This is a genomic window from bacterium (assembly GCA_021372515.1).
Taxonomy (GTDB): domain Bacteria; phylum Gemmatimonadota; class Glassbacteria; order GWA2-58-10; family GWA2-58-10; genus JAJFUG01.
Window position 1 is genome coordinate 1 of the sequence record JAJFUG010000050.1, and the last position, 21,285, is coordinate 21,285.

20 protein-coding genes and 2 pseudogenes are annotated in these 21,285 nt (G+C 62.7%); 8 read left to right on the top strand and 14 right to left on the bottom strand.

The features are described 5' to 3' along the window. Nucleotides 1-251: DeoR family transcriptional regulator (locus LLH00_04800; GenBank protein ID MCE5270584.1), on the bottom strand; the 251-nt coding region annotated here is incomplete at its 3' end. Nucleotides 252-479: 228 nt separating this feature from the next. Here LLH00_04800 and LLH00_04805 point away from each other — a divergent pair. After that, nucleotides 480-911 (top strand): hypothetical protein, encoded by a 432-nt coding sequence (locus tag LLH00_04805; GenBank protein MCE5270585.1) that lies wholly within the window; start codon nucleotides 480-482, stop codon nucleotides 909-911. Nucleotides 912-1,181: 270 nt separating this feature from the next. Then, nucleotides 1,182-1,553, top strand: a complete 372-nt coding sequence (locus tag LLH00_04810) for an endonuclease domain-containing protein (protein MCE5270586.1) — start codon at nucleotides 1,182-1,184, stop codon at nucleotides 1,551-1,553. A gap of 206 nt (nucleotides 1,554-1,759) precedes the next feature. Here the strand turns inward: LLH00_04810 and amrB are convergent, their stop codons facing one another. From amrB to LLH00_04840, 6 genes are all read right to left on the bottom strand, one after another. Then, nucleotides 1,760-3,043: an AmmeMemoRadiSam system protein B gene (amrB, locus tag LLH00_04815; protein MCE5270587.1), complete on the bottom strand. Its 1,284-nt coding sequence runs from the start codon at nucleotides 3,041-3,043 to the stop codon at nucleotides 1,760-1,762. Between the two features lie 106 nt (nucleotides 3,044-3,149). Next, on the bottom strand, nucleotides 3,150-3,554 hold the full coding sequence (locus LLH00_04820; protein ID MCE5270588.1) for a hypothetical protein: 405 nt from the start codon (nucleotides 3,552-3,554) through the stop codon (nucleotides 3,150-3,152). A gap of 28 nt (nucleotides 3,555-3,582) precedes the next feature. Next, nucleotides 3,583-5,625, bottom strand: a complete 2,043-nt coding sequence (locus tag LLH00_04825) for an oligopeptide transporter, OPT family (GenBank protein ID MCE5270589.1) — start codon at nucleotides 5,623-5,625, stop codon at nucleotides 3,583-3,585. Between the two features lie 192 nt (nucleotides 5,626-5,817). Beyond that, on the bottom strand, nucleotides 5,818-6,051 hold the full coding sequence (locus LLH00_04830; GenBank protein ID MCE5270590.1) for a hypothetical protein: 234 nt from the start codon (nucleotides 6,049-6,051) through the stop codon (nucleotides 5,818-5,820). Between the two features lie 21 nt (nucleotides 6,052-6,072). After that, nucleotides 6,073-6,330, bottom strand: a complete 258-nt coding sequence (locus tag LLH00_04835; protein ID MCE5270591.1) for a hypothetical protein — start codon at nucleotides 6,328-6,330, stop codon at nucleotides 6,073-6,075. Nucleotides 6,331-6,369: 39 nt separating this feature from the next. Continuing rightward, complete coding sequence (locus LLH00_04840; GenBank protein MCE5270592.1) at nucleotides 6,370-6,549, bottom strand: ribbon-helix-helix domain-containing protein; 180 nt, start codon at nucleotides 6,547-6,549, stop codon at nucleotides 6,370-6,372. A 227-nt stretch (nucleotides 6,550-6,776) separates the two neighbouring features. On the opposite strand from LLH00_04840, the gene LLH00_04845 reads away from it, so the two are divergent. Then, complete coding sequence (locus LLH00_04845) at nucleotides 6,777-7,400, top strand: nucleoside monophosphate kinase (GenBank protein MCE5270593.1); 624 nt, start codon at nucleotides 6,777-6,779, stop codon at nucleotides 7,398-7,400. A 107-nt stretch (nucleotides 7,401-7,507) separates the two neighbouring features. On the opposite strand, the gene LLH00_04850 is transcribed toward LLH00_04845, so the two are convergent. The 6 genes and pseudogenes from LLH00_04850 to LLH00_04875 form a co-directional block, all read right to left on the bottom strand. Next, entirely contained in the window at nucleotides 7,508-7,687 is a 180-nt protein-coding gene (locus tag LLH00_04850; protein ID MCE5270594.1) for a hypothetical protein, read from the bottom strand. A 236-nt stretch (nucleotides 7,688-7,923) separates the two neighbouring features. Continuing rightward, nucleotides 7,924-8,634 carry an HAD hydrolase-like protein gene (locus tag LLH00_04855; protein MCE5270595.1) on the bottom strand — a complete coding sequence of 237 codons (711 nt, stop codon included), beginning with the start codon at nucleotides 8,632-8,634 and terminating at the stop codon, nucleotides 7,924-7,926. A 224-nt stretch (nucleotides 8,635-8,858) separates the two neighbouring features. Then, the gene (locus LLH00_04860; protein ID MCE5270596.1) at nucleotides 8,859-9,815 is read right to left on the bottom strand and encodes a PorV/PorQ family protein; all 957 of its coding nucleotides are present in this window, start codon (nucleotides 9,813-9,815) and stop codon (nucleotides 8,859-8,861) included. A 25-nt stretch (nucleotides 9,816-9,840) separates the two neighbouring features. After that, nucleotides 9,841-11,232, bottom strand: a complete 1,392-nt coding sequence (locus tag LLH00_04865) for an FG-GAP-like repeat-containing protein (GenBank protein MCE5270597.1) — start codon at nucleotides 11,230-11,232, stop codon at nucleotides 9,841-9,843. Then, nucleotides 11,201-11,320, bottom strand: a pseudogene (locus tag LLH00_04870) (dinitrogenase iron-molybdenum cofactor biosynthesis protein). The gene LLH00_04865 and the pseudogene LLH00_04870 overlap by 32 nt, the downstream one beginning before the upstream one ends. An 824-nt stretch (nucleotides 11,321-12,144) precedes the next feature. After that, nucleotides 12,145-12,609, bottom strand: a pseudogene (locus LLH00_04875) (immune inhibitor A). A 1,120-nt stretch (nucleotides 12,610-13,729) separates the two neighbouring features. On the opposite strand from LLH00_04875, the gene LLH00_04880 reads away from it, so the two are divergent. The 3 genes from LLH00_04880 (at nucleotide 13,730) to LLH00_04890 (ending at nucleotide 16,392) form a co-directional block, all read left to right on the top strand. Next, on the top strand, nucleotides 13,730-15,091 hold the full coding sequence (locus LLH00_04880; protein MCE5270598.1) for a Gfo/Idh/MocA family oxidoreductase: 1,362 nt from the start codon (nucleotides 13,730-13,732) through the stop codon (nucleotides 15,089-15,091). Nucleotides 15,092-15,207: 116 nt separating this feature from the next. After that, nucleotides 15,208-15,750: a cytochrome c family protein gene (locus LLH00_04885; GenBank protein MCE5270599.1), complete on the top strand. Its 543-nt coding sequence runs from the start codon at nucleotides 15,208-15,210 to the stop codon at nucleotides 15,748-15,750. Nucleotides 15,751-15,972: 222 nt separating this feature from the next. Continuing rightward, nucleotides 15,973-16,392 carry a hypothetical protein gene (locus LLH00_04890; GenBank protein ID MCE5270600.1) on the top strand — a complete coding sequence of 140 codons (420 nt, stop codon included), beginning with the start codon at nucleotides 15,973-15,975 and terminating at the stop codon, nucleotides 16,390-16,392. Between the two features lie 119 nt (nucleotides 16,393-16,511). Here the strand turns inward: LLH00_04890 and galE are convergent, their stop codons facing one another. After that, nucleotides 16,512-17,507, bottom strand: coding sequence for a UDP-glucose 4-epimerase GalE (galE, locus tag LLH00_04895; GenBank protein MCE5270601.1), 996 nt, complete (start codon nucleotides 17,505-17,507; stop codon nucleotides 16,512-16,514). Nucleotides 17,508-17,718: 211 nt separating this feature from the next. Here galE and LLH00_04900 point away from each other — a divergent pair, with 211 nt between their 5' ends. Continuing rightward, complete coding sequence (locus LLH00_04900) at nucleotides 17,719-18,672, top strand: SMP-30/gluconolactonase/LRE family protein (GenBank protein MCE5270602.1); 954 nt, start codon at nucleotides 17,719-17,721, stop codon at nucleotides 18,670-18,672. Nucleotides 18,673-18,996: 324 nt separating this feature from the next. After that, on the top strand, nucleotides 18,997-21,060 hold the full coding sequence (locus tag LLH00_04905) for a glycoside hydrolase family 97 protein (protein MCE5270603.1): 2,064 nt from the start codon (nucleotides 18,997-18,999) through the stop codon (nucleotides 21,058-21,060). The last annotated feature ends 225 nt before the right edge of the window (nucleotides 21,061-21,285 follow it).

Sequence of the window (21,285 nt, forward strand, 5' to 3'; positions counted from 1 at the left end):
CGCTTGGCCTCCAGATTGGCCACGGCCTTGTCGCCGAAACTGAGCGAGGCGCGTCCCGGGAAAATGCTGCGCTCGCGCAGCACGGCGCCGCCGTGGGTGCGGGTGAGGTAGCCCTGGCGGGCCAGACTGCTGAGGTCGGCGCGCAGGGTGACCTCGCTCACGGCGAATTTGCGGGCCAGCTCCGCGATATGCAGGCGGCCGTTTTTCTGGAGCAGTTCGAGGATTTTCTGCTGTCTTTCCTCGGTGAACACGTGGCGCTCCGGGCTTGGGCGTGGGAGGCGGTGAAAGCCGCGGCCGGGCGCTCTGCTGCGGGACGGTGCTGCGCCGCGGCCTGGGTTTTCGTTAGCTTTCGATTGGTTTCGGGAAATATACATGCCGGGGGGACAGGGGTCAAGGGGGAAGGAGAAGGTGTACTGTTTCCTTGAAAAAGCTATGATTCCTGTGTTACGTTAAATTAACTACCAATAAAAGGAGACAAAATGTTTGATAAGAGAAAAATCAGGAAGGAAATGAAACAAGTTAGACGAAATTTAAATCAGATAGATAACGATTATTCCAAATTTGTTAGACAAGCCATAAGCGAGAATAAAAGCCAAGATGACATAAGGCAAAGAGAAGACGAATGGCATTATTATGGCAGCGCCGAAAAAACACGAATAGATGAGTTGTTGACACAATTATTTAGAATAAAAGCAGATAAATACGACATTGAATTGCCCGATTATTCCGAAACGAAATATTGGGAAGAAGATTATGGTCGTAAACGCTTGACTCGGCTCGGCAGGCAACATGTCAGAGAATTAATAAGGAATGAAAGGCAAGAGCGGTGGGAATTCTTTATGAAAGTCACTACACTTCTGACCGGCTTGGGTGGAGTAATCATCGGGATACTGTCCATAACCTGCAAGTGACAGAGCACACCTCTGTTCCCCCCCTTTAGCAAAGGGGGGTTAGGGGGGATTTAACCAGATAGTCCGCCTTATCACTTTACAAAATCCGCTCCTCATAAACAGAATACAAGAAGCGGAAAAGAAAAATTAATTCTATTAAATCCCCCTCGATCCCCCTTTTCCAAAGGGGGAGGCTTTAAAGCCTGCTTTTTCGGCTTTCCCCCCCCTTTAGCAAAGGGGGGTTAGGGGGGATTTAACCAGACAGTCCGCTTTATCACCTTATAAACCACCATGTACGACTACAACGACAATCTAATCCACCTCTCCCGCGACCTGCGCTCCCGGCCCACTGACAGCGAAACCCGTCTCTGGCAAAGGCTGCGCAGGAAACAAATCAACGGGGTGCAGTTCTACCGTCAGAAACCCCTGGGAAATTACATCGTGGATTTCTACGCTCCAGCCGCCGCTCTGGTGATTGAGGTGGACGGCGGCCAGCACCTGGAGCCGGAGCAGGCGGAGAAGGATAAAATCCGCGATGAGCACCTGAGAAGTCGGGGGCTGCTTGTTCTGCGCTTCGACAGCCGTCAGGTGCTTCTTGAAACAGAGGCCGTGGTACAGGAGATAGCCCGAAAAGTTGAGGAAAGAAAAGGCGTTATTGGATAAATCCCCCTCAATCCCCCTTTTCCAAAGGGGGAGGCAAAAAGCAAAAGGAACCGCAGACTGAGTAATTACGGCAGGTTCGGGATGCCGCCTCTGTTCCCCCCTTAACAAAGGGGGAAGTGAAAACCAAAAGGGCACGGCATGCCGTGCCTCTACATGAAAAGAACCTGCCCCTCCCCTGCCACCCGCTCTTATCCCTTCACCCCCCCTCACTCCCTATAGAACGCCGCCGCGCCAAAACTCACCGCGCTCTGGGTCGAGTGCTCGTGCCAGGTCTGGTAGCCCAGCTCCACACCACGGCAGCCCGCGGGCAGCACCTCCAGCAGAAGGGCCAGGGTGGAGAACCCGCAGACATGGTAGCGGTCGCGTACTTTGGCATTGGCATGGCAGAACGTTTCAATGTCACGCGTGGCCAGGGCGGCCAGAAGCTGGCGGTCCACGGCGGCGGCCTCGCGGGTGAGCTGGATGCCCGGCTTGCGGTCGCCGAACTTCAGCCCCACATGCGAGAAATCCACCCCCGCCACGAGCAGGGTGCGGCAGGCGGGCGAATCCAGCAGTGCGGCGAGCTGAGCGATCACCGGCCCCAGGGCCTCCAGCGCGGAGGGACGCCCCACCCCGGACTCGATCAGCGGGCCGTACAGGCTGCCGCAGAGGACCGGCACCAGGCTGAACGGCCCGGCGAGCACGTGCTGCAAGAGAACCACCTGGAACTCGATCGAATGCTCGCCGCGGTGGACAAAATCATCCGGGGCGGCCAGAGCCCCGGCCGCGCTGCGCAGGGAGCGCACGGCCAGACGGTCGGTGGGCACTGTGCCCAGGGGGGTGACAAAGTCCTTGTCCGTGATGGAAAAGACCCCATCGACCAGGTTGTGCCCCACCCCCAGGACCACCACCCGGTCGTAGCTCCGTCCCCGCAGGGTGTTGTAGGCCGCGGCGTACAGCTTGCGCCCCACCTCCAGCTCGATATGCGGGGCCACCAGGGCCGCGATCTCGCGCCCGGCCAGGGGCATGGCCGCCAGGGGCGCAGCGCCTGCACCAGGGCCCAGAAACTCGCTCACCCAGGCGCGGGCCGCGGCTTTCTCTTTGGGATAGGACTTGCCAGCCAGGGCGGCCGGGCGTTGACTGCGGTTCAGGAAAGCCTGGACCAGATACTGGCGCGCGGCCTGGAAGCGTTGGTTGTCCAGGAGGTAAACCTCATCCAGCTGCCGGATGAACCCCTGGACCGCGTCCTGCGGGATGGCCTCGGCCGTGGCCTGGCCGCCCTTGGGGGCGGCGACCGCGCAGAGCGCGCGGTGGATGTCCTCCAAGGTCCGGCTGCCGTCCAGCAGCCGCAGCACCGGGGCGGTCTCGGCGCGCAGCGCCAGGGCGCCGTCAGCTCCGGCCAGCTCCAGCGGGTCGCGCACCACAATCAGACGTGTGCCGTCCTCCGTGGCCATGGGCACCAGGTCGAGGTCGTTCCTGAGCCTGGGACGGTAGGGGTGCTCCGTGATCAAAACCGCCGCCTCTCAAAAAACGGTTGGAAACGAAACGGGACCGCATCCAGCTTAACCGGATCGAGGCCGGTTTTGATACAGAATCATTCGCTCCGCACTGGGCCTCTCAGAGGAAACGGCAGAGTACCGGCAACGCGTAGCAGACTGTCAGCAGCAGGAACGCAACCGTCATCGCCAGCGCCAGCGGCGGCCTTTTCCGCCCCGCGGGCGGCTTGAAATAGGCCAGTTGCCAGACAAAACGCCAGGCCCAGAACACCGCGCAGAGCAGGTCGAAACCCAGGGCCAGGCCCTCCGCCGCGGCCAGCTCGCGGGCATAGACCAGAGACAGGCCCCCGAGCATGAACAGCAGCAGGTACAGGGCCACGTGGATCGTGTACACAATCCGCCGGTTGGCGACCGATATCCCGCCGAAATCCTCCGCCCAGCCGAACACGCGGTGGAACCGGGTATGGAATACCGCCAGCAGCAAAGTCAGCACGCCGCCCAGGTAGATACTCACAGACTGGAGCATGGTCCGAATCTTCCTCGGTTACAGGGCGTCAGTCCTTCCGGTCCGCCTCATCGGCCTTGGCCGCGGGGATGCGGATCAGGATCCAGGTCAGCGGGATGAAAATCAGCAGGGCCAGCCAGGGCATCAGCCAGCCGAAACTGCCGGTGAACGACTCATACCAGGCCGCCACGGGACGGTTGGCCACCTCGGAGGCCCAGTCGAACATCGGGCTGGTGGTGAAATTGAGCTTGAGGAAGACAAACACGGCCAGGAGCACGGCGGTCAGACTCTCTCCGGCCACGAACCCGCTGGCCAGCAGAAGGCCGTTGTTCTCCGCCGCGGTCTTGGCCTTCTCGCTGCGCTTGCGCAGCCGCAGGTCGAGCACCCACTTGATCGCCCCGCCCACGAAAATGGCGAAAGTGGAGTTGAACGGCAGGTACATGCCCACGGCCACCAGCATGGGCGAGCCGCCGCCCACCAGGATCAGCCCCAGGGCGAAAAAGCCGCCCATGATCACCAGGGGCCAGGCCATCTCGCCGCCCACGATGCCCTTGGCCATCAGGGCCATCAGCCCGGCCTGCGGCGCGGGCAGCTCGGCCCCGCCGATTCCGCCGGGCGTGTAGTTGTGCAGCAGCCAGAGCGGCCCGGCCAGCACCAGCGAGGCGGCTATCACACCGATTATCTCGGCCACCTCCATGTGCTTGGGCGTTCCGCCCAGGATATGCCCGACCTTGAGGTCCTGCAGCATGTCTCCGGCGATGCCGGCGGTGCAGCAGACCACGCCCGCCACTCCCAGCACGGCCGCGATCCCGGCCATGCCGGTGGTGCCCATCCAGACCATCAGAAGCGCCGCCACGAGCAGGGTCGAAAGGGTGAGGCCCGAGATGGGGTTGTTCGAGCCGCCGATCAGCCCCACCAGGTAGCCGGCCACCGCGCTGAACAGGAATCCGGCCACGGTCATCACCAGCGCGGCCACCAGGGCGCTCAGGAAGTTGCCCGAGAAATACCAGTAGAGGCCCGTGATCGGGATCACCAGTCCGATTATGCCGAAAGTGACCCACTTGAAATTCATGTCGGTCTCGAGACGGTTGGGCTTGAACTTCCCGGCCTGGCTGAGACGGAAATCGGAGAACGCCTTGCCGATCCCGTCCATCAGCGGCTTGCGCATGCGCGCCAGGGTGTAGAAAGCACTGACCAGCATGGTGCCCACAGCGAACGGACGCACCTGGGTGCGCCAGACCTGGTTGGCTATTTCGAGCCAGTCCTGGCCCGCAACATGGTAGACATCCAGGCCGCCGTTGAAGAACATGGCGATTGGGATGAAAACGAGCCAGCCCAGCACGCCGCCGCCGAAGACCCAGGCCGAAAGCCGCACCCCGATGATGTAGCCCACTCCCACCAGGGCCGGCGAGGCCGAGGGGGTCTGGAACAGCATCCCTCCGCCGTAGGAGGCCCCGGCGCTGGCGGAGGTGCCGGGAAACAGGTCCATCTGGCTGGTTCTGAACGGGAAATAGCTGGTCACGCTCTCACGGATCAGCCGGATGCCGTTGCCGTTCTTGAAGAACTCGAATACCGCGGCCAGACCCATCGCCCCGAACACGTACTTGGCCCCGGTCTGCCCGTGCTGGCCGGCCTTGACCACCTCGGCGCAGGCCCTGGACTCGGGGAACGGCAGGTCGGCCTCCTCGACCAGGGGCCGTCGCAGGATGATGACGAACAGCACGCCCAGTACACCGCCCACGGCCATGATCAGCGTGCTGTCCCAGTAGTTTACATCCGTCCAGACCCCGGCGATCATGAACGCCGGCAGGGTGAAAATCGCCCCGGCCACCAGGGCCTCGCCCACCGAGGCCGTGGTCCGGGCTATATTCTCCTCCAGCACGCTGCCGCGGAAAACCCGCAGTACGGCCATCGCCACCACGGCGGCCGGGAAAGTGGCCGAGACGGTCAGTCCGGCTTTCATTCCCAGGTAGGCGTTGGCCGCTCCCAGCACGACCGCCATCCCCACTCCCAAGAACAGGGCGCGGAAAGTAAATTCCTTCATCTTGGTGTCGGCGGGTACGAAAGGCTTGAATTCCTTACCGTCACTCATCGGCGGCTCTCCGGGGTGGTGGTGGGCCAGATACAGTGCCCATGGGCATTTCGCGCTGCGCTGCCCGAAGGCGAGTCAGGATGCTGGAAGATAGTTTTGATTTGCGGGGAAAAGCAAGGATTCTCTTGCAGGTGAAATAAATGCAAACCAGAGGGGCAAAATCTCCCGCTGCCGGCGGGAGCGCGGCGAAGGCTATTTGTCCCGCTCCGTCCGCCCCTCCAGGCCGCCGTTCATGAAATCGTATATCCGGGCGTTTTCCTTATCGTGCCGGGGGGGCAGTTTCTCGGGCCCGTGCAGCAGGTAGTCGACAAAAACCTCCAGCTCGCGGATATCGTCATCCTGAAGGTCTCCGAGCTTATCGACCACCTCGCGCAGGCGCTCGTCCACAAACATCATTCCGGGGGGCAACCCCTTCGATATCTTCATGCTGACAGCTTTCGGGCCGAATTATTTGGTGATGTTCTCCAGCCTGTTCTGACGACGGTAATTATCGATGAACTCCCGGATCAGCGCATCCTGCTCCTCGACAAAGCCCTCGAGGGTGACCAGCAGGTTTTCCACCTCGCTGGCCCGGAAATGCACGATCGCGTCCTCGTCCTTCAGGTCGGCCGTATCACCCATCTTGGCGTACAGCAGGTCGCTGATCACCTTGATCGTCGAGAGTTTCTGCTCCAAGTGGGCCAGGAAATCGGTGAACTCTTGCATCCCGGGTTCCTTTCGCTTGCGCGCGGGGTAGCGGGGCCTCTACTTGAGAGGCAGGAATTTCTGGATGTTGATCTCTTCGCGGTATTTGTCCAGCACCAGGTCGATCCCCTCGCGCAGGTATTCGCTCACCGGCACGCGGGTCTTGCTCGAAAGGTTCTTCAGCTTCTCTTTCTGGCTGACCAGGATGTAGGTGGTGATTTGGGTCTTACTCTCGGACAAGGCAGGCCTCCTTGTGACAGAAACCACGCGGGAACTATCGTTGCATATAAATATAATGCATTATACTCAATTTCCCCGCGCCTGTCAATGCCTGAATCCGGTTTATGGCTTGAAAAAAAATGCGTCTCGCCCTATCTTAATCATACATCCTGCCGCAGATGAAACCAACTTGTATCGCTGATTCCAAATTGTACACCTGACCGCAGCACCCGCAAGAAGGAGTACGCATGAGCACATTCAAGACTTTCCTCGTTTTCGGACCGAACGGCATCGGCAAGGGCACCAACGCCAAGGCCGTGGGCTGCCTGCCCGGTTACCTGCATTTCTCCACCGGCGACATGTTCCGCGCTCTGGTCGGGCGGGTCAAGGACGGCACGGCCTCCGAGCTGGAGCTGGGGATCGACCGCACCATGAAATCGGGCGCCCTGGTGGATGACCAGACCACGGTGAGCCTGGCCCGCGAAAACCTGGAGAAGCTGGTGGCTGACGGCAAGTTCAATCCCGCCACCGACTACCTTCTGCTGGACGGTCTGCCGCGCAACGTGGAGCAGGCCGGGATGATCGCACCGTTCGTCGACATCCAGGGTGTGCTGCACATCACCGCCGCGCGCGAGGTGGCTGTGGCCCGGATCACCGGCCGCGCCATGAAAGAAGGCCGCAAGGACGACCAGGACCCGGTGTCCGTGGGCAAACGACTGGACATTTTCTTCCAGAACCTGGGCAAGATTCTTTCGTTCTACGACCCGAAGTTCAACGGGAAAATGGAGTTCGACTCCGGCGTGATCCACTACATCGACGCCTCCCAGCGCCCGGCCAAGGTGCTGCGCGACTGCCTGGAATTCCTGCCCTGACCGCCGGGACGAGTCACGCCGACGGACCCGCAACAAAGAGAAAGCCGCCCGGAGATTGTCCGGGCGGCTTTCGATTTTTCGGAGCTATCCAGCTCTGCCGTCAAGGCTCAGACCAGAAGGTCGATACGGCCTTTCTCCTGAGCGCGAAGTTGCCTCTCACTTTCCTGCTTCCGGTTCTTTTCCTTCTTCTCGCGCCGGTTGTACATATCCTGCTGCGAGGCCTGGTCTTTATCGAGAGGCTGTACTCGGTAAGCGGCGCCACCGGTCGGGATCTCTGTTACAGCCATGTGTGGTGTCTCCCGGGACCTTGATTCAAGGTTGAATCCCGCTGTCGCTTCGGGCAAGACGGAATATGTAAAATAGTATTCTATTACGAGTTATCGGCAGGCTCGGGCGTATCTTTAGTCTTTGCAAAAGAATAAGGGGCCCGGAAAAAATTCGCCACCTGCGGCGCGGGCCACAGGCGGCAAAAAAAGCTGCCCGCCGTTCGAGAGGCGGCATTTGTCTTTTCGGGAGGAAAAAATCAGAGGGCGGCCAGGAAACTCTCCACCTCGGCGCGTGCGGAAAGGAAATCCGGCGCCACCAGATCGGCGCCCGCCGCGACAAGGTCCGCCTCGCTCACCGTGCCGGTGGCCACGGCCAGGGTGCGTGCGCCTATGGCCTGCCCGGCCCGCACGTCCCGCACCGTGTCGCCTATCACCACGCTGCGCTCGGGTGGGAATGTGACGCCGAAGTGACGGCAGGCCTCGTCATAGGCCAGATGGGCGAGCTGCTCGCGGGTGATCGAGTTCTCGCCGAACCCGCCGGTGGGGAAATAGCGCGCCATGTCCAGGGTGGCGAGCTTAATCATCGCCCCCTCGCGCACGTTGCCGGTCAGAAGGGCCAGAGCGCCCAGCCCCTGCGACATCTCGACCAGCTCACGCACCCCGGGGTAGAGTATCCATTCGCTGGGGTTAAGGCTCTCCTGCCTCAGGTAGCGTACGTAACCGTCGCGGAAAGTCTCCCAGTGCGGCAGAAGGTCGGCCCCGGAAAGTTCGGGACGGTAGGCGGCGACGATCTCCTCGAAGATCACCCGGTCGAGCTTGCCCGCCATGTGAATGCCGTCGATGGGACCCTCGATCCCCAGCACCTCGCGGCAGGAACGCACGAAACTGCGGTAGCCGCTGTGGTTGGTCGAAAGGATCGTGCCGTCGATGTCATACAGGAACAGGCGCTGCGTGGCGGGGCTTGTCATTAGTGCTATATCCGATCTCGCGCCCGGGCCGATAAGACAGGAGCGCATGTCATGTCACATGAAGTGGAACGAACTCGGTATCTGTATAAGAATCCAACCTTCAATCCCCCCTATGCCCCCCCCTTTACGAAAGGGGGGATCGCACCCTGGGGCCCTCAACTTGCACGGGGCATCGAGCGCACACCTTTGCCAAAGGGGGAACGAGGGGAATTTAAAATCACTCTTCAGAAACTGTAGTTGAAGCTGAAACGGTGCGAATCGCCCAGGCCCTCGACATAGGGCACGAAAGCGTAGTCGAAGCGCAACTGCATGTAGACTATCCCGAAGCCGAACGACATGTCCTCGTTGTTCAGGCCGGAGCGGTAGCCCACACGGCCGTAGAGCATCTCGCGCCAGCCGTACTCGGCGCCGAAAGCCAGACGGGCATCGTTGTCGTTGGGTCGCACGATCTCGGCCGTGACCGTGGCCGCGCCGCGCGCCCAGGGCAGGCCCTTGTGGTAGGAGGCGCCCACCGCCACCTCCCGCGGGGCGTCGTAACCCTTGTTCTCGTACTTGAGCTGGGTGCCCAGGTTGCGCACGCTCAGGGCCGCGCTCAGGCCGGGGATGATCGTGCGGGAGCGCACCCCGATATCGAACAGCATGGCGCTGGCGGTCTGGGAGTCCAGGTTCTCGTGGACCCAGCGGGCGGTCACCCCGGCCGAGACCAGCTCGTTGACCCGCATGGCCGCACTCACCCCCAGGGCCATGTCGAACGGGCTGAACGTGCCCTGGGCCTCCACGGAGTTGGTCTCGCGCCGCTCCAGCTCGCCGGCGCTGAAATAGTTCATCGACACGCCGACCTTGAAGCGGTCCACATCGAACACGTAGGCGGCGGCGCTCTGCGACATATCGGCGATCAGGCGCTGGTGGGTGAAGAACAGCTCGCGCTCCGGGGCGTCGGTCAGGCCGGCCGGGTTCCAGAAACAGCCCGCCGCGTCATCCGACAGAGCGGTGTACGCCGTGCCCAGGGCCGCCGCGCGCGCTCCCACCGCGGTCTTCAGAAAGTTCAGCGCCGTGGTGCCGGTGCTGGAATTGATGTCGTCCGCCCGCAGGCTGCCCGCGGCCGGGAACAGGCCGGTGAGCAGCAGGAGCGCCGCGACCGCCGCTCCCGGACGGAGCGTGTGTTTATTGAATGTCGGCACTCGATGTCCCTCGTTTGGGTTTGGCTCAGCGTATCACGGCGAATTTTTTCAGCACCCGGGCGGTGCCGGCTCCCTCGCTCCGGGCCTCGATCAGCACGAGGTACACCCCGCTGGCGTAGCGCGAGGCGTCCAGGACCACCTCATTGTCCTGGCCCGCGGCGGCGGAGGTGGCGCCATCGGTCTCGGCCACGGTCTCACCGCTGGTGGTCAGCACCTTGACAGTCACCCGGCTCACATCGCCGCGGCCCAGACGGTAGACCACGCGGGCGCGATCACCGCGCAGCGGGTTGGGCCAGACATAGCATGTGTTCTCGCTCAGGGCCGTGGCCGCGGAGGGCAGGCCCGGGTTCCTCTGCGCGGACGAGCTTAGGCCCGTGCGCGCCGGCCCGTTACCCAGGCCGGCCCACTGGGGCGAAAGCTTGGTTGAGCCGGTGGACCAGGCGTACAGGAAGCCCTCGGCGTCCGAGCACAGAAGGTCCAGCTTACCGTCCCCGTCCAGGTCGGCGGGCACAGGGGGCAGCACCGCGTCGCTGCCGGTGGGGAAACGCTCGAACGGACGGCCCGTGCCATCCGCCCGGTAGGCCGCCACCAGACGTCCGCGGGTGGAAACCAGCATCTCCTGGGCCCCGTCCCCATCCAGGTCGGCCAGGGCGGGCGCGCTCATGTAGGGCGCGGGATAGGAGTAATCCATGTTCAGGTGCAGCGGGTGACCGGCCAGGCCCGCGCCGTTGTACTCCAGTACGTACAGCTCGGCCCCGTCCTTCTCCGGCGAGTCGGGGAAATCCACCGGCGCCACCAGCTCGTTCAGCCCGTCGCCGTCCACATCGCCTAACGCCCCGCCGGCCAGGCAGGAACCGCCGGTGAGCACCGGCCAACCCGCGGACGGCTCGCCCGTGGCGGCGTTAAGGCTCCAGATTTTTCCATCTTCAGCGAACGCGCAGACCCGCGCCTCTTCCGAGGAGCCCGGCAGGCCCATCTTGCCGACCAGAGGGGCGCAGACTATCGGCGCACCCAGATCGGCTGAATACTTTTCATGTCCCTGCCTGTCGAAAGCCAGCAGCTTGCCGCCCAAGGTGCCCACGAAAATCGCGCTCGGGGCCAGGGTGGCGTCCTGCAGCACGGCGACCGGGGCCACGGCCTCAGCCCCGATCGAGACCGGGAAACCGTTCAGGTGGCCGCCCGCGCCGGTCAAGGCGAAAAGCTGCGAGCCGGATGAGCCGTTGCGGTTGGGCAGCAGCACCTCCAGGGCACCGTCGCCGTCGAGGTCGGCCAGCACCGGGGTGGCGCTGTTAAGGCCGGGCAGGCGCACGGGCCAGCCGGGCAGGCTGGTCAGGCTGCCATCCGCCGCCAGTCGCCAGGCGAACACCTCGGCGTGCGCGGTGGCCACCACCACTTCCGGCACCCCGTCGCCGTCGATGTCCCCTGCCGCGGGCGAACCAGGGACCGAATCCCCTGCCGCCGCTCCGAATCCGCCCCAGCCCGAGGCCAGGGCCACGAAAACCCGGCCGTCCGAACTCACCTGCACCACGTCCTCCCCGGGCGTGCGCGGGTCGAGGTCGATCACCAGCGGGCTGGACCCGTTGCTGCCGCTGCCCAGGATGCGCGGCCAGCCGGACAAAGTATGCGGTATCTGCGGCCCTGAGGCCACGCTGTTGAACTTGACATCCACCGCGATAACGCTGTCCACCGACGGCTCGCCCGGATAGACGTTCAGCGAGCGGAAGCCCGAGATTTCGAGGTTGGAGGGCAGGCCGGTGAAAGAGGCGCTGGGCGGGCTGGTGTAGGGGCCGTAATCCAGGTTCAGGTTACCCAGGACCAGGCTTTTCACCCCCGGCACTCCCCCGCCAAACACATCGAACGGGCTGCCGAACCCCGGGTCCAGGGAGGCCGGGAACGGCTCCAGCAGATGGTTCAGGCCGTCCGCCTCCACCAGCCCGATCCCCAGATGCTCCGGCTCGGTGTTGACCGAGTTGAGGGTCAGCTCGCGGTTGAAAGTGCGGCGCAGCACCTCCTCGTCGATATGCCAGATCAGGATGCCCGAGCCCAGGCGGGCGCTGTCGGCTGCGGACATCTCGGGCAGCCCGGGGCCCAGGGTGTTGGGGATGGACCAGTCGAACTCGGCGTAGCGGCCGTCGTCCATCTGGTAGTCATCGATCAGCAGGTCGGGGAAGAAATTGTCCCCCCCGCGCTCGTCGAAATCGAACTTACTGTTGAAATTCTCGTCCCGCAGACGGTTCTCCAGCAGGAAATACTCGGTGGAGGAGATGGGCACCTTGATCACCTTGACCCCCTCGCCCCACAGCTCGGTGGCCTTGAGCCGGATGTCGTTCCAGTTGCCGCTCACCGTGACCGGCTCCTCCCAACCCATGAACACCTTGCTCCAGGCGTCCGGGTGGGCCGGGATGCGGCTGACCGTGTTGAAGAACCCGGTGGCCATCAGGGAGAAAAAGCCCACCGTGGGCCGCGTGCCGACCATGGTGTCGTACAGGTCGGGCAGCCCGAAATAGTGGCCGATCTCGTGCACGATCACCCCCAGCAGGCCCTGCAGGGCGCCCTGGCTGTTACCCGGCTGGTCCCAGTCCTGGATCGCGGTCTCGGGGAAAATCTGGATGAACTGCACGAAGAACGGGCTGCCGTCCGGCTTGTGGTCGCCCGTGGCGATGCCCTGGTAGTCCGGCTTGCCGTTTTCCAGTATCTCGGCCAGCAGGGCCCGGTTGATCGAGACCGGGTGGATGTCGTCCGGGGTGTCCGGGACAAAATCCGTGTGCTGGCCGCAGCCGGCGCTGAAGACCATTATCATATCATACTTGGAGAAATCCATCTCGGCGTCCGCGGCCTTGATCGCGTCCACCGCCAGGTTGCAGGTGCGCAGGCTGTAGTCGTCGTCCTTGCCGTACTCGGCCATTTCCTTGTCCAGGGTGTAGATGGCCGAGATGTCGGTCAGCGTGTCGGGCACCTCCAGCACCACCTTGCCCTGGCTGACCGCCTGGTAATACTGGCTGGCCCAGAGGAGGTTGCGCTGGACATACAATTTGGCTTTGGAGTCGATGCTGTTGTCCTGGACGATGTTGCCCGCGGCGTCGAAGGTGAAGAACGGGATGTCGCCCCAGGTGCCGGTTCCGGTGGTCCGCGGGTTGTTGTCCGGCTTGAACTGCACGCGGATCACGCCGATCTTGAGGTGCAGGGGCCACTGGGTTGCGGCGAGCTGTGTGCCGGCCGGGGCGCCGCCCAGGAACGCCTTGAGCGCCGGGGCGTCCGGGTTGGGCATGGAGCCTTGCGGAACATGGGAGCGGCCCAGAGCGGGCGACGGACCCAGGGATTGAAAGTCCAGCGCCCGGGCGGCGCCGGCGAAACAAAGACAGGCCACGGCCAGGAGCAGCGCTCCCGGCTTTACGATTGACTTTGAGGTCATCGATCCTCACCGGCTCGATTGTAATTCGAAAATCAGGATAATTGTCCGCCGTCACACGATACCCACATACTGCCCCGGAGTTCCGGCAAGGCGGCTGGATAAAGATAATAACTTTGAGCGGATGTCTCAAACCTTTTTCCTGCGGCGCCGCAGCTTCAGTCGAACTGAGTGGCAAAAAGCGGGCCAGCTGCCCGCCGGCCTGCTCCCCACGGACCGCCGGGCAGCCGGAAAATCATTGACAATCCCGCCGGGACTGATTATGCTGGAACTCACCTCTGACCTTAACTGTAAATGGTTACAGCCGAACAGTTTCTCCGGACAGCCGTGGCGCGGCAGGCTCCCCGCACCCGGTCCCTCCCCGGTCCTGACGGAGAACTCAGGGGGGCCGATCCATCCTTGTGCAAGAATTCCGTTTGAATAGGCAGGTCTACTCCGCAGTCCAATTCACCATATTATGGGGCGGTCTTTTTGTGCCGTCCGAAAACAGACAGGGGGCTGTCATATGGCATCGAAGCAGGGGAAAGACATCAGCCGGCGCGGATTTCTGAGAAATTCGGCCTGGGCCGCCGGTGCGGGCCTGGGCGCTCTTGCCCTGGGGACACGCTCGAGCATGGTAAGCGGCGCGGTTGCGCCCTCGGACAAGATCACCGTGGGCTATATCGCCACCGGCGCGCGCCCGCAGCAGATCATGGACGCGATGCTCACTGTCCCGCAGTTCGAGATCGTCGCGGTCTGCGATGCCTACAAGGGCCGTGTTGCGCGGGCCATCGAGCGCTGCGGCGGCCGTCCCAAGGCCTATGACGACTACACCAAGATCCTGGGCGACAAGAGCATCGACGCCGTGGTGATCGCCACCCCCGACCACTGGCACATCCAGATGGCCATCGAGGCGATCCAGGCCGGCAAGGACGTCTACATCGAAAAGCCCCTGACTTTCACCGTGGATGAGGGCGTGAAGCTGATCGAAGCGGTCAAGGGCAGCGACCGTATCCTCCAGGTGGGCAGCCAGGGCATCTCGACCAACGCCCAGAAAAAGGCCAAGGAAGTCATCGCCTCCGGCAAGCTGGGCCAGGTGACCATGGTCCGCGCCTACTACAACCGCAACACCGCGGGCGGGGCCTGGATTTATCCGATCCCGCCGGACGCCAACGAGCAGACCGTGGACTGGAAGCAGTTCCTGGGCTCGGCCCCCGCGCAGCCGTTCAACCTCGAGCGCTTCTTCCGTTGGCGCTGCTACAAGGACTATTCGGGCGGCATCCCCACCGACCTGTTCGTGCACCTGGCCACCACGATCCATTTCGTGATGAACGTGGCCGCCCCGAGTATGGTCATGGGCATGGGCGGACTGTACCGCTGGAAGTCCAGCCGCGACGTGGCCGACACGGTCAACGCCTCGCTGGCCTACCGCGAGGGCTTCATGGTCAACATGTCCACCACGTTCAACAACACCCTTTCGGCGGGTGACGGGTTCCAGGTGCTGGGCACCGAGGGCAGCCTGGTGATCGGCGAGAACCTGACTTTCACCCCCGAAACCCCGATGGAAGACGACCGCTGGGTGGTGCGCTCCTGGCCGAGCCAGCTGGAACAGGCCTACTACGCCGATCCCAAGCTGATCGCCTATGAGACCGCGGCCAAAGCCCGCGAGGCCGCGGCCAAGAGCGAGCAAATCCCGTTCGAGCCGGGAGACGAGTCCACCCTGGCGCACGTGAAGAGCTGGCTGGCCGCGATCCAGAGCCGCAAGCAGCCCTACGAGTGCGTCGAGGTCGGCCACCGCGCCGCCGCGGTTGCGCACATGGTCAACCGCTCGATCCAGACCCAGTCCGCCGTGCTCTGGGACTTCGACAAGCAGCTGATCAAGGCTTAAGCCACCGGCTGTGACGGATGTGGATCGGCCGGGGCGTTTGCAGAAACTTTATCGAAGTGTTATCGTTTAATTGGCGGATTCCCCGGCCGACCTGTCCCCAAAACCGTGAGGTGCAGATGAAAAGAATTCTCACAGCAGTAAGCGTTGCAGTGCTGACTTTCGCTTTCACCGGCCTGGCCGGGGCGGCGACCTATCAGCACAAGTTCACCGGCGCCAGCAAGTGCAAGGTCTGCCACATGGCCGAAAAGAAAGGCAACCAGTACGGCGTGTGGAGCGGCTCGTCGCATGCCAAGGCTTTCACTGTCCTGGCCACGGATGAGGCCAAGGCGGTGGCCAAAAAAGCCGGCGTGGCCGATCCGCAGACCGACAAGGGCTGCCTGAGCTGCCACGTGACCGGGTTCGACGCGCCGGCCGAGATGAAAGGCCCGAAGTACGCGCAGGAGGAAGGTGTCACCTGCGAAAGCTGCCACGGCCCGGGCGAAGACTACTCGCCGCTCAAGGTGATGAAGGACAAGGCGGCCGCGGTCGCCGCCGGCCTGAAGGTTCCGGACGAGAAAACCTGTAAGCAGTGCCACAACGAGAAGAGCCCGACCTACAAGCCGTTCAACTATGCAACTTTCTGGGCCAAGATCAAGCACGACAATCCCCTGACCCAGTAGAATGGCGTTTCCTCCAGCCGCTTTTCAAGCGGAACAGGTCATTGTTGGAGAACAGAAGGGATACGCAGAACAGCGTGTCCCTTCTTTGTTTTCCTCCTCCTGTACAACTTTAAAAATGTTATTAAAGTTATTTTTGTTGCCAATGTCTTGACAAAATCATTCTGCAATGATAAGATAGAAATGTAGGTCCCTCCCCGAAAATTCCACGCAGCAGGAGGATCGATGAAAAAACCTGTGGTTTACCTGCTCTTCATCTCCCTGCTGGCTGCGCTGGCCTGCTCGGACAACGGGAAAAGCAGCCTGGTCGACCCGCAGGCCAGCCTGGAGCCGGACAATATCCAGATCAAGGATTTCAAGGACCCGGCCCAGATGGAGGCGCTGACGGAACAGACGCACGCTTTCCTGGACGGTCTGGTGGCGGAAGGCAAAGTGGATACGATCATGGGAGACCAGTACCGCGTGGAATCGCTGCCGGCCAACGTTCCGCCGACTTTCCGCACCATGTCGGTGTCCATAGGAAACGGCGACGGCCAGATGACTGACTACAAATATGTCCTTCCCTTCACCTGCGGCCGTCTGACGGTCTATATCTTCGAGTGGGGCCAGGGCGGCGGCTACACCGCCTGTTCGAGCGTCGATTGAGCGCTTCTGGAGCTTTACACCAAACGCAAGGGGCCGCCCGTCGCGACAGGCGGCCCCTTTTTTATTATATCCTTATCGCTCCGGGACCCTCAGAACAGGCTGCCGGACACGGACTGACCTCAGCTCACAGCGTTCAGTTTCTTTTCCCACTCCCAGGCGTGGGCGATGATGTCCTCCAGGCGCGGGTAGCGCGGGTTCCAGCCCAGCTCGCGGCGCAGCTTGCCGCTGGAGGCCACGAGCGAGGAGGCGTCCCCGGCCCGGCGCGGCCCGACTGTCACCCGCGGGGCGCCACCTGTCACCCGGCGGGCGGCATCGATAACCTCCCGCACGCTGAACCCCTCACCGTTGCCGATGTTGAACACCCGGCTGGCCGGCTCTCCGGGCTTGCTGCCCTGCATCAGGCTCTCGAGCCCCAGCAGGTGCGCCTGGGCCAGGTCCAGCACGTGGATGTAGTCGCGCACGGCGGTGCCGTCCGGCGTGGGGTAGTCCTCGCCGAACACGCTGATCTCGCGGGCCGGGTCGAGGATCGCCTTGAGCACCAGGGGCACCAGGTGGTTTTCCGGGTCGTGGTGCTCGCCGGTCTCGCAGTCTGGGTCGGCCCCGGCGGCGTTGAAATAGCGGAACACCACCGAGCGCAGACCATAGGCCGCGCCGAAATCGGACAGCACGCGCTCGATCATGAACTTGCTCCAGCCGTAGGGGTTGATCGGCCCCAGAGGGTGCTCCTCGGCGATGGGTGTGGTCTGCGGCATGCCGTAAACCGCCGCGGTGCTGGAGAAAATGAACCGGCCCACGTCATGGGCGCGCATGGCGCGCAGAAGGTTGATCGAGCCGGCCAGGTTGTTGTGGTAGTACATCTCGGGCCGGCTCACCGACTCGCCCACGAAAATGAAAGCCGCGAAATGCATCACCGCGTCGAACCGCTCGGCGGCGAAGATACGTTCCAGGGCCTCGTAATCCAGCAGGTCGGCGCGGACCAGACGGCCCCAGCGCACCGCCTCCAGGTGGCCGCGCGACAGGTTGTCCAGCACCACGGTCTCGATGCCGTTGGCGTTCAGCAGCTTATTGGCGTGCGAGCCGATGTAGCCCGCCCCACCGGTCAGGAGTACTTTCATTCGTTCCCTCGTTGTATGACTGTCCCAAAGGCGCCGCGGCGTCCCCAGCCTTACTGGCTGCGCTGTTTCCCGTTTCCGAGAAATCTATATTAGTATCTTTGTCCGTCCCCGCGCAAAGAATATTGTCTCTCTTGTCACTGCTGAGGAACGATTTCATATTTGGGCGGCGGTTTCCCCGGCATTTTTCACCTTTTGGCTCACGGAGGCGTCAATGGCCAGAACGGCGATTGCGGCCGTAATGCTCGGACTGTTCTGTTTCAGTTGCGCCGCGACCCGGCAGGACAGTGGTGCGAAAGCGGTTGAGGCCCTGGACCCGGAGTTCTCCAAGGTGGTCGCGGCGGATGCGGCCCTCACGCAGATTCCAGGCGAATTCCAGTTCACCGAGGGGCCGGTCTGGATCGACTCTGCCGGGGCGGTCGGCTGCCTGCTGTTCAGCGATATCCCCGCCGACCGGATCTACCGCTGGCAGGAGGGCGACACCGCATGCACCGTGTGGCGCGAGCCGAGCGGCAACTCCAACGGGCTGATCCTGGAGGGCGGCGGCTGCCTGCTGGCCTGCGAGCACGGAAACCGGCGGGTCAGCCTGACCGGCCCCGACGGCGAGGTGCGCTCCTTGTGTGAGTCCTACCGCGGAAAGAAGCTCAACAGCCCCAACGACGCGGTCGTGGGGCCGGACAGCTCGGTCTGGTTCACCGACCCGCCCTACGGCCTGGAGGGACGGCCCCAGGAGCAGGACGGCAACTACGTGTTCCGCCTGAAGCCCGGACAGAGCGAGCCCCAGGTGATGGTGGACAATTTCGACATGCCCAACGGGATCGTGTTCAGCCCGGACCGCAAAACCCTCTACATCGCCGACAGCGGCGAGCCGCACAATATCCGCTCGTTCAGCCTGGAGGGCGACAGCCTGCGCGAGAGCGGCGGCGTGTTCGCGCTGGTCAGCCCCGGCGCCCCGGACGGCATGTGCGTGGACCGGGAGGGTCGCGTGTACGCGGCCTGCGGTGACGGGGTGCAGGTGCTCGGACCGGCGGGCAAGCTCCTGGGTAAAATCCTCACCCCGCTCGTGCCGACCAACTGCACTTTCGGCGGCCCGGGGTTCGACCAGTTGTTCATCACCGCCCGGGAGAAAGTTTACATGATACAACTGCGGGTGACCGGCCTGCGCTGAACCGGAACTGTCTCACCGTCGGGCGCTTCGGCGTGGGGCACTGCGCAGGAGCGCCCGGACCGCCCTCCCGTGTGGAGAGAATATTTTAAACCGGATATGTTTTACCACAAAACTAAAATGTTGCTTTTCAAAGACGTTTAAATTATATAATCCCTTTCGGGAAAGCCCGTCGCGTGGCCCTGTCACTGTCTGTTGCCGGCAGGTCCGCCGATGGCGCATTCCCCTGCTGCTTCTGCTTGAATGCTATCCTCTTCCTTAAAATTGAAACTCTTAAACTTAAGACAAAGCGGTACAACTGCTTAAAAACCGGACAGGGGGAATTCCATGTTTAAACGCCTGGCCAACGTGTCGGCTTCACTGTTGGTGCTGATGACGCTGCTGTTGCTGTCCTGCGGCAAGTTCTACGAAGGCAGTTCGGTCTCGCTGAAAAGCCCCGATGGCAAGGTCGAGGCCCGTTTCGAGATCAAGGAGATGGAGCAGCCCTATCCTTTCGGGCAGAACATGTACTACAGCGTGTACTACGGCGGGAAGCAACTCCTTAAAGAGTCCTCTCTGGGCGTGAATTTCGGCGAGGCGGGCCTGGTGATGAGCAACATCCTCATCATGGATGTCAAGGAATCCAAGGGCGCCGACCAGTTTGACACCCCGCTGAGCAAGCAGTCCTCGGTCAGCGCGGAGTATAACGAGGTGGTGATCTCCCTGCGTGAGAAGATCATCCCGGCCAAGACTTTCAACCTGATTTTCCGCGCCTACAACGAGGGCTTGGCTTTCCGCTACGAGTTCCCGGAGCAGGAGCCGCATATCTCGATCCCCTCGGCCGGGCACAAGGGTTTCCTGAAGGATTTCACCCTGACCAACGAGATGACCAGCTACGTGTTCCCCGAGGACGTGACCCTGTATGCCGGGTTCGTCACCGGGTTCAACCAGAGCTATGAATTCCACTACGGAGCGACCAAGGTTTCCGGCGTCTCCCGCGACAGCACCGCCGTTCTGCCGTTCGTGGCCCTGTTCGAGGGCGGCCCGGCGGTCTGTGTCACCGAGGCGGCGCTCGAGAACTACCCGGCCCAGTATGTGGCCGGCTCGCGCGACATGGACAACACCCTGGTCAGCGTGCTCGTGCCGATGCCGGGCGAGAAAGAGGTTAAGCTCACGGGCCAGGTGCCGTTCAAGTCACCCTGGCGCGTGGTGATGATCGCCGACACCCCGGGCAAGCTGATCGAGTCTAACCTGGTCCTCTGCCTCAGCGAGCCCTCCAAGGTGCAGGATGTCTCCTGGATCAAGCCGGGCAAGGCCGCCTGGGACTGGTGGAGCGGCCGTCTGGTGGACAGCGGCAAGCGCAACGCCAAGCCCACGCAGGGTAATTTCAGCAACGACACCTATAAGCAGTATGTCGATTTCGCCTCCGACCAGAAGTTCGAGTATTTCCTGGTCGACGCCGGCTGGTACGGCATGGACCACGATCCCGAGGCGGATATCACCGCGGTCGGGGTGCCGGGCGTGGATATCCCCGAGCTGGTCAAGTACGCCGCCGGCAAGGGTGTGAAAATCCTCCTCTGGCTCAACTGGGAAAATGTCAAGAAGCAGATGGACAAAGCTTTCCCGCTATACGAGAGCTGGGGCGTGGCCGGTGTCAAGATCGACTACATGGAACGCGATGACGCCGAGATGGTGAAGTTCTACCAGGACGTGGTGGCCCTGGCCGCCGAGCACCACCTGCTGGTCGATTTCCACGGCGCCTACAAGCCCACCGGCATGCGCCGCACCTGGCCCAACCTGATCACCCGCGAGGCGGTCCTGGGCCTGGAGTACGACAAGTGGAGCACCAACGCCGACCCCGAGCACGATGTCACGATCCCCTACACCCGCATGCTGGTCGGCCCGATGGATTACACCCCGGGCGCATTCAACAACGCCACGCAGAAAGGTTTCAAGCCGCAGGACATCGACCCGATGAGCATGGGCACCCGCTGCCACCAGTTGGCCATGTTCGTGGTCTACGAGTCCCCGCTGCAGGTGATGGCCGATGCCCCGGTCAACGCCAACAAGGCCGCCGGGATGGATTTCATCTCGCAGGTCCCGACCACCTGGGATGCGACCAAGTTCGTGCAGGGCGAGATCGCCAACTATATAGTTCTGGCCCGCAAGAAAGGCGACCTCTGGTACCTGGGCGCCATGACCGACTGGGATGCCCGCGAGATCGAGGTCCCGCTGAGCGATTTCCTGGGCAGCGGCAACTGGACCATGAAAGTCTGGGCGGATGGGGCCAAGGCCGCGGCCAACCCCGAGGAAGTTGCCACCAGCGAGCAGCAGATCGCCGGGACCCAGACCCTCAAGATCAACCTGGCCCCGGGCGGCGGCTACGTGGCCGTGTTCGAGCCCGCCCGCTGATCGAGCTTGAGATAAGTTGAAAACGAAAAGGCCGGTCCCTGAACGCAGGGGCCGGCCTTTTCGCGTTATGCCGCAGAGGCGGCCACCCGGGCCGCCATGGTTGCCTTTGGGGGCCGCGCATGTCTGAGCCTCCCGCAAAGGCAGCGTGCAGTCGCATGCAAAACGAAACAGCCTGTCAAAGCTCCGTGGCGCGGCGGCGATTCGCGGCAGCGCCGCCGCTGCAAC

What these genes read in the sequence shown, in the direction of transcription:
- LLH00_04905 (MCE5270603.1), top strand. Translation starts at nt 18,997, where the DNA reads ATGTTTAAACGCCTGGCCAACGTGTCGGCTTCACTGTTGGTGCTGATG.
- galE (MCE5270601.1), bottom strand. Translation starts at nt 17,507, where the DNA reads ATGAAAGTACTCCTGACCGGTGGGGCGGGCTACATCGGCTCGCACGCC.
- LLH00_04850 (MCE5270594.1), bottom strand. Translation starts at nt 7,687, where the DNA reads ATGGCTGTAACAGAGATCCCGACCGGTGGCGCCGCTTACCGAGTACAG.
- LLH00_04855 (MCE5270595.1), bottom strand. Translation starts at nt 8,634, where the DNA reads ATGACAAGCCCCGCCACGCAGCGCCTGTTCCTGTATGACATCGACGGC.
- LLH00_04810 (MCE5270586.1), top strand. Translation starts at nt 1,182, where the DNA reads ATGTACGACTACAACGACAATCTAATCCACCTCTCCCGCGACCTGCGC.
- LLH00_04835 (MCE5270591.1), bottom strand. Translation starts at nt 6,330, where the DNA reads ATGCAAGAGTTCACCGATTTCCTGGCCCACTTGGAGCAGAAACTCTCG.
- LLH00_04890 (MCE5270600.1), top strand. Translation starts at nt 15,973, where the DNA reads ATGAAAAAACCTGTGGTTTACCTGCTCTTCATCTCCCTGCTGGCTGCG.
- LLH00_04880 (MCE5270598.1), top strand. Translation starts at nt 13,730, where the DNA reads ATGGCATCGAAGCAGGGGAAAGACATCAGCCGGCGCGGATTTCTGAGA.
- LLH00_04820 (MCE5270588.1), bottom strand. Translation starts at nt 3,554, where the DNA reads ATGCTCCAGTCTGTGAGTATCTACCTGGGCGGCGTGCTGACTTTGCTG.
- LLH00_04805 (MCE5270585.1), top strand. Translation starts at nt 480, where the DNA reads ATGTTTGATAAGAGAAAAATCAGGAAGGAAATGAAACAAGTTAGACGA.
- LLH00_04900 (MCE5270602.1), top strand. Translation starts at nt 17,719, where the DNA reads ATGGCCAGAACGGCGATTGCGGCCGTAATGCTCGGACTGTTCTGTTTC.
- LLH00_04825 (MCE5270589.1), bottom strand. Translation starts at nt 5,625, where the DNA reads ATGAGTGACGGTAAGGAATTCAAGCCTTTCGTACCCGCCGACACCAAG.
- LLH00_04885 (MCE5270599.1), top strand. Translation starts at nt 15,208, where the DNA reads ATGAAAAGAATTCTCACAGCAGTAAGCGTTGCAGTGCTGACTTTCGCT.
- LLH00_04845 (MCE5270593.1), top strand. Translation starts at nt 6,777, where the DNA reads ATGAGCACATTCAAGACTTTCCTCGTTTTCGGACCGAACGGCATCGGC.
- LLH00_04830 (MCE5270590.1), bottom strand. Translation starts at nt 6,051, where the DNA reads ATGAAGATATCGAAGGGGTTGCCCCCCGGAATGATGTTTGTGGACGAG.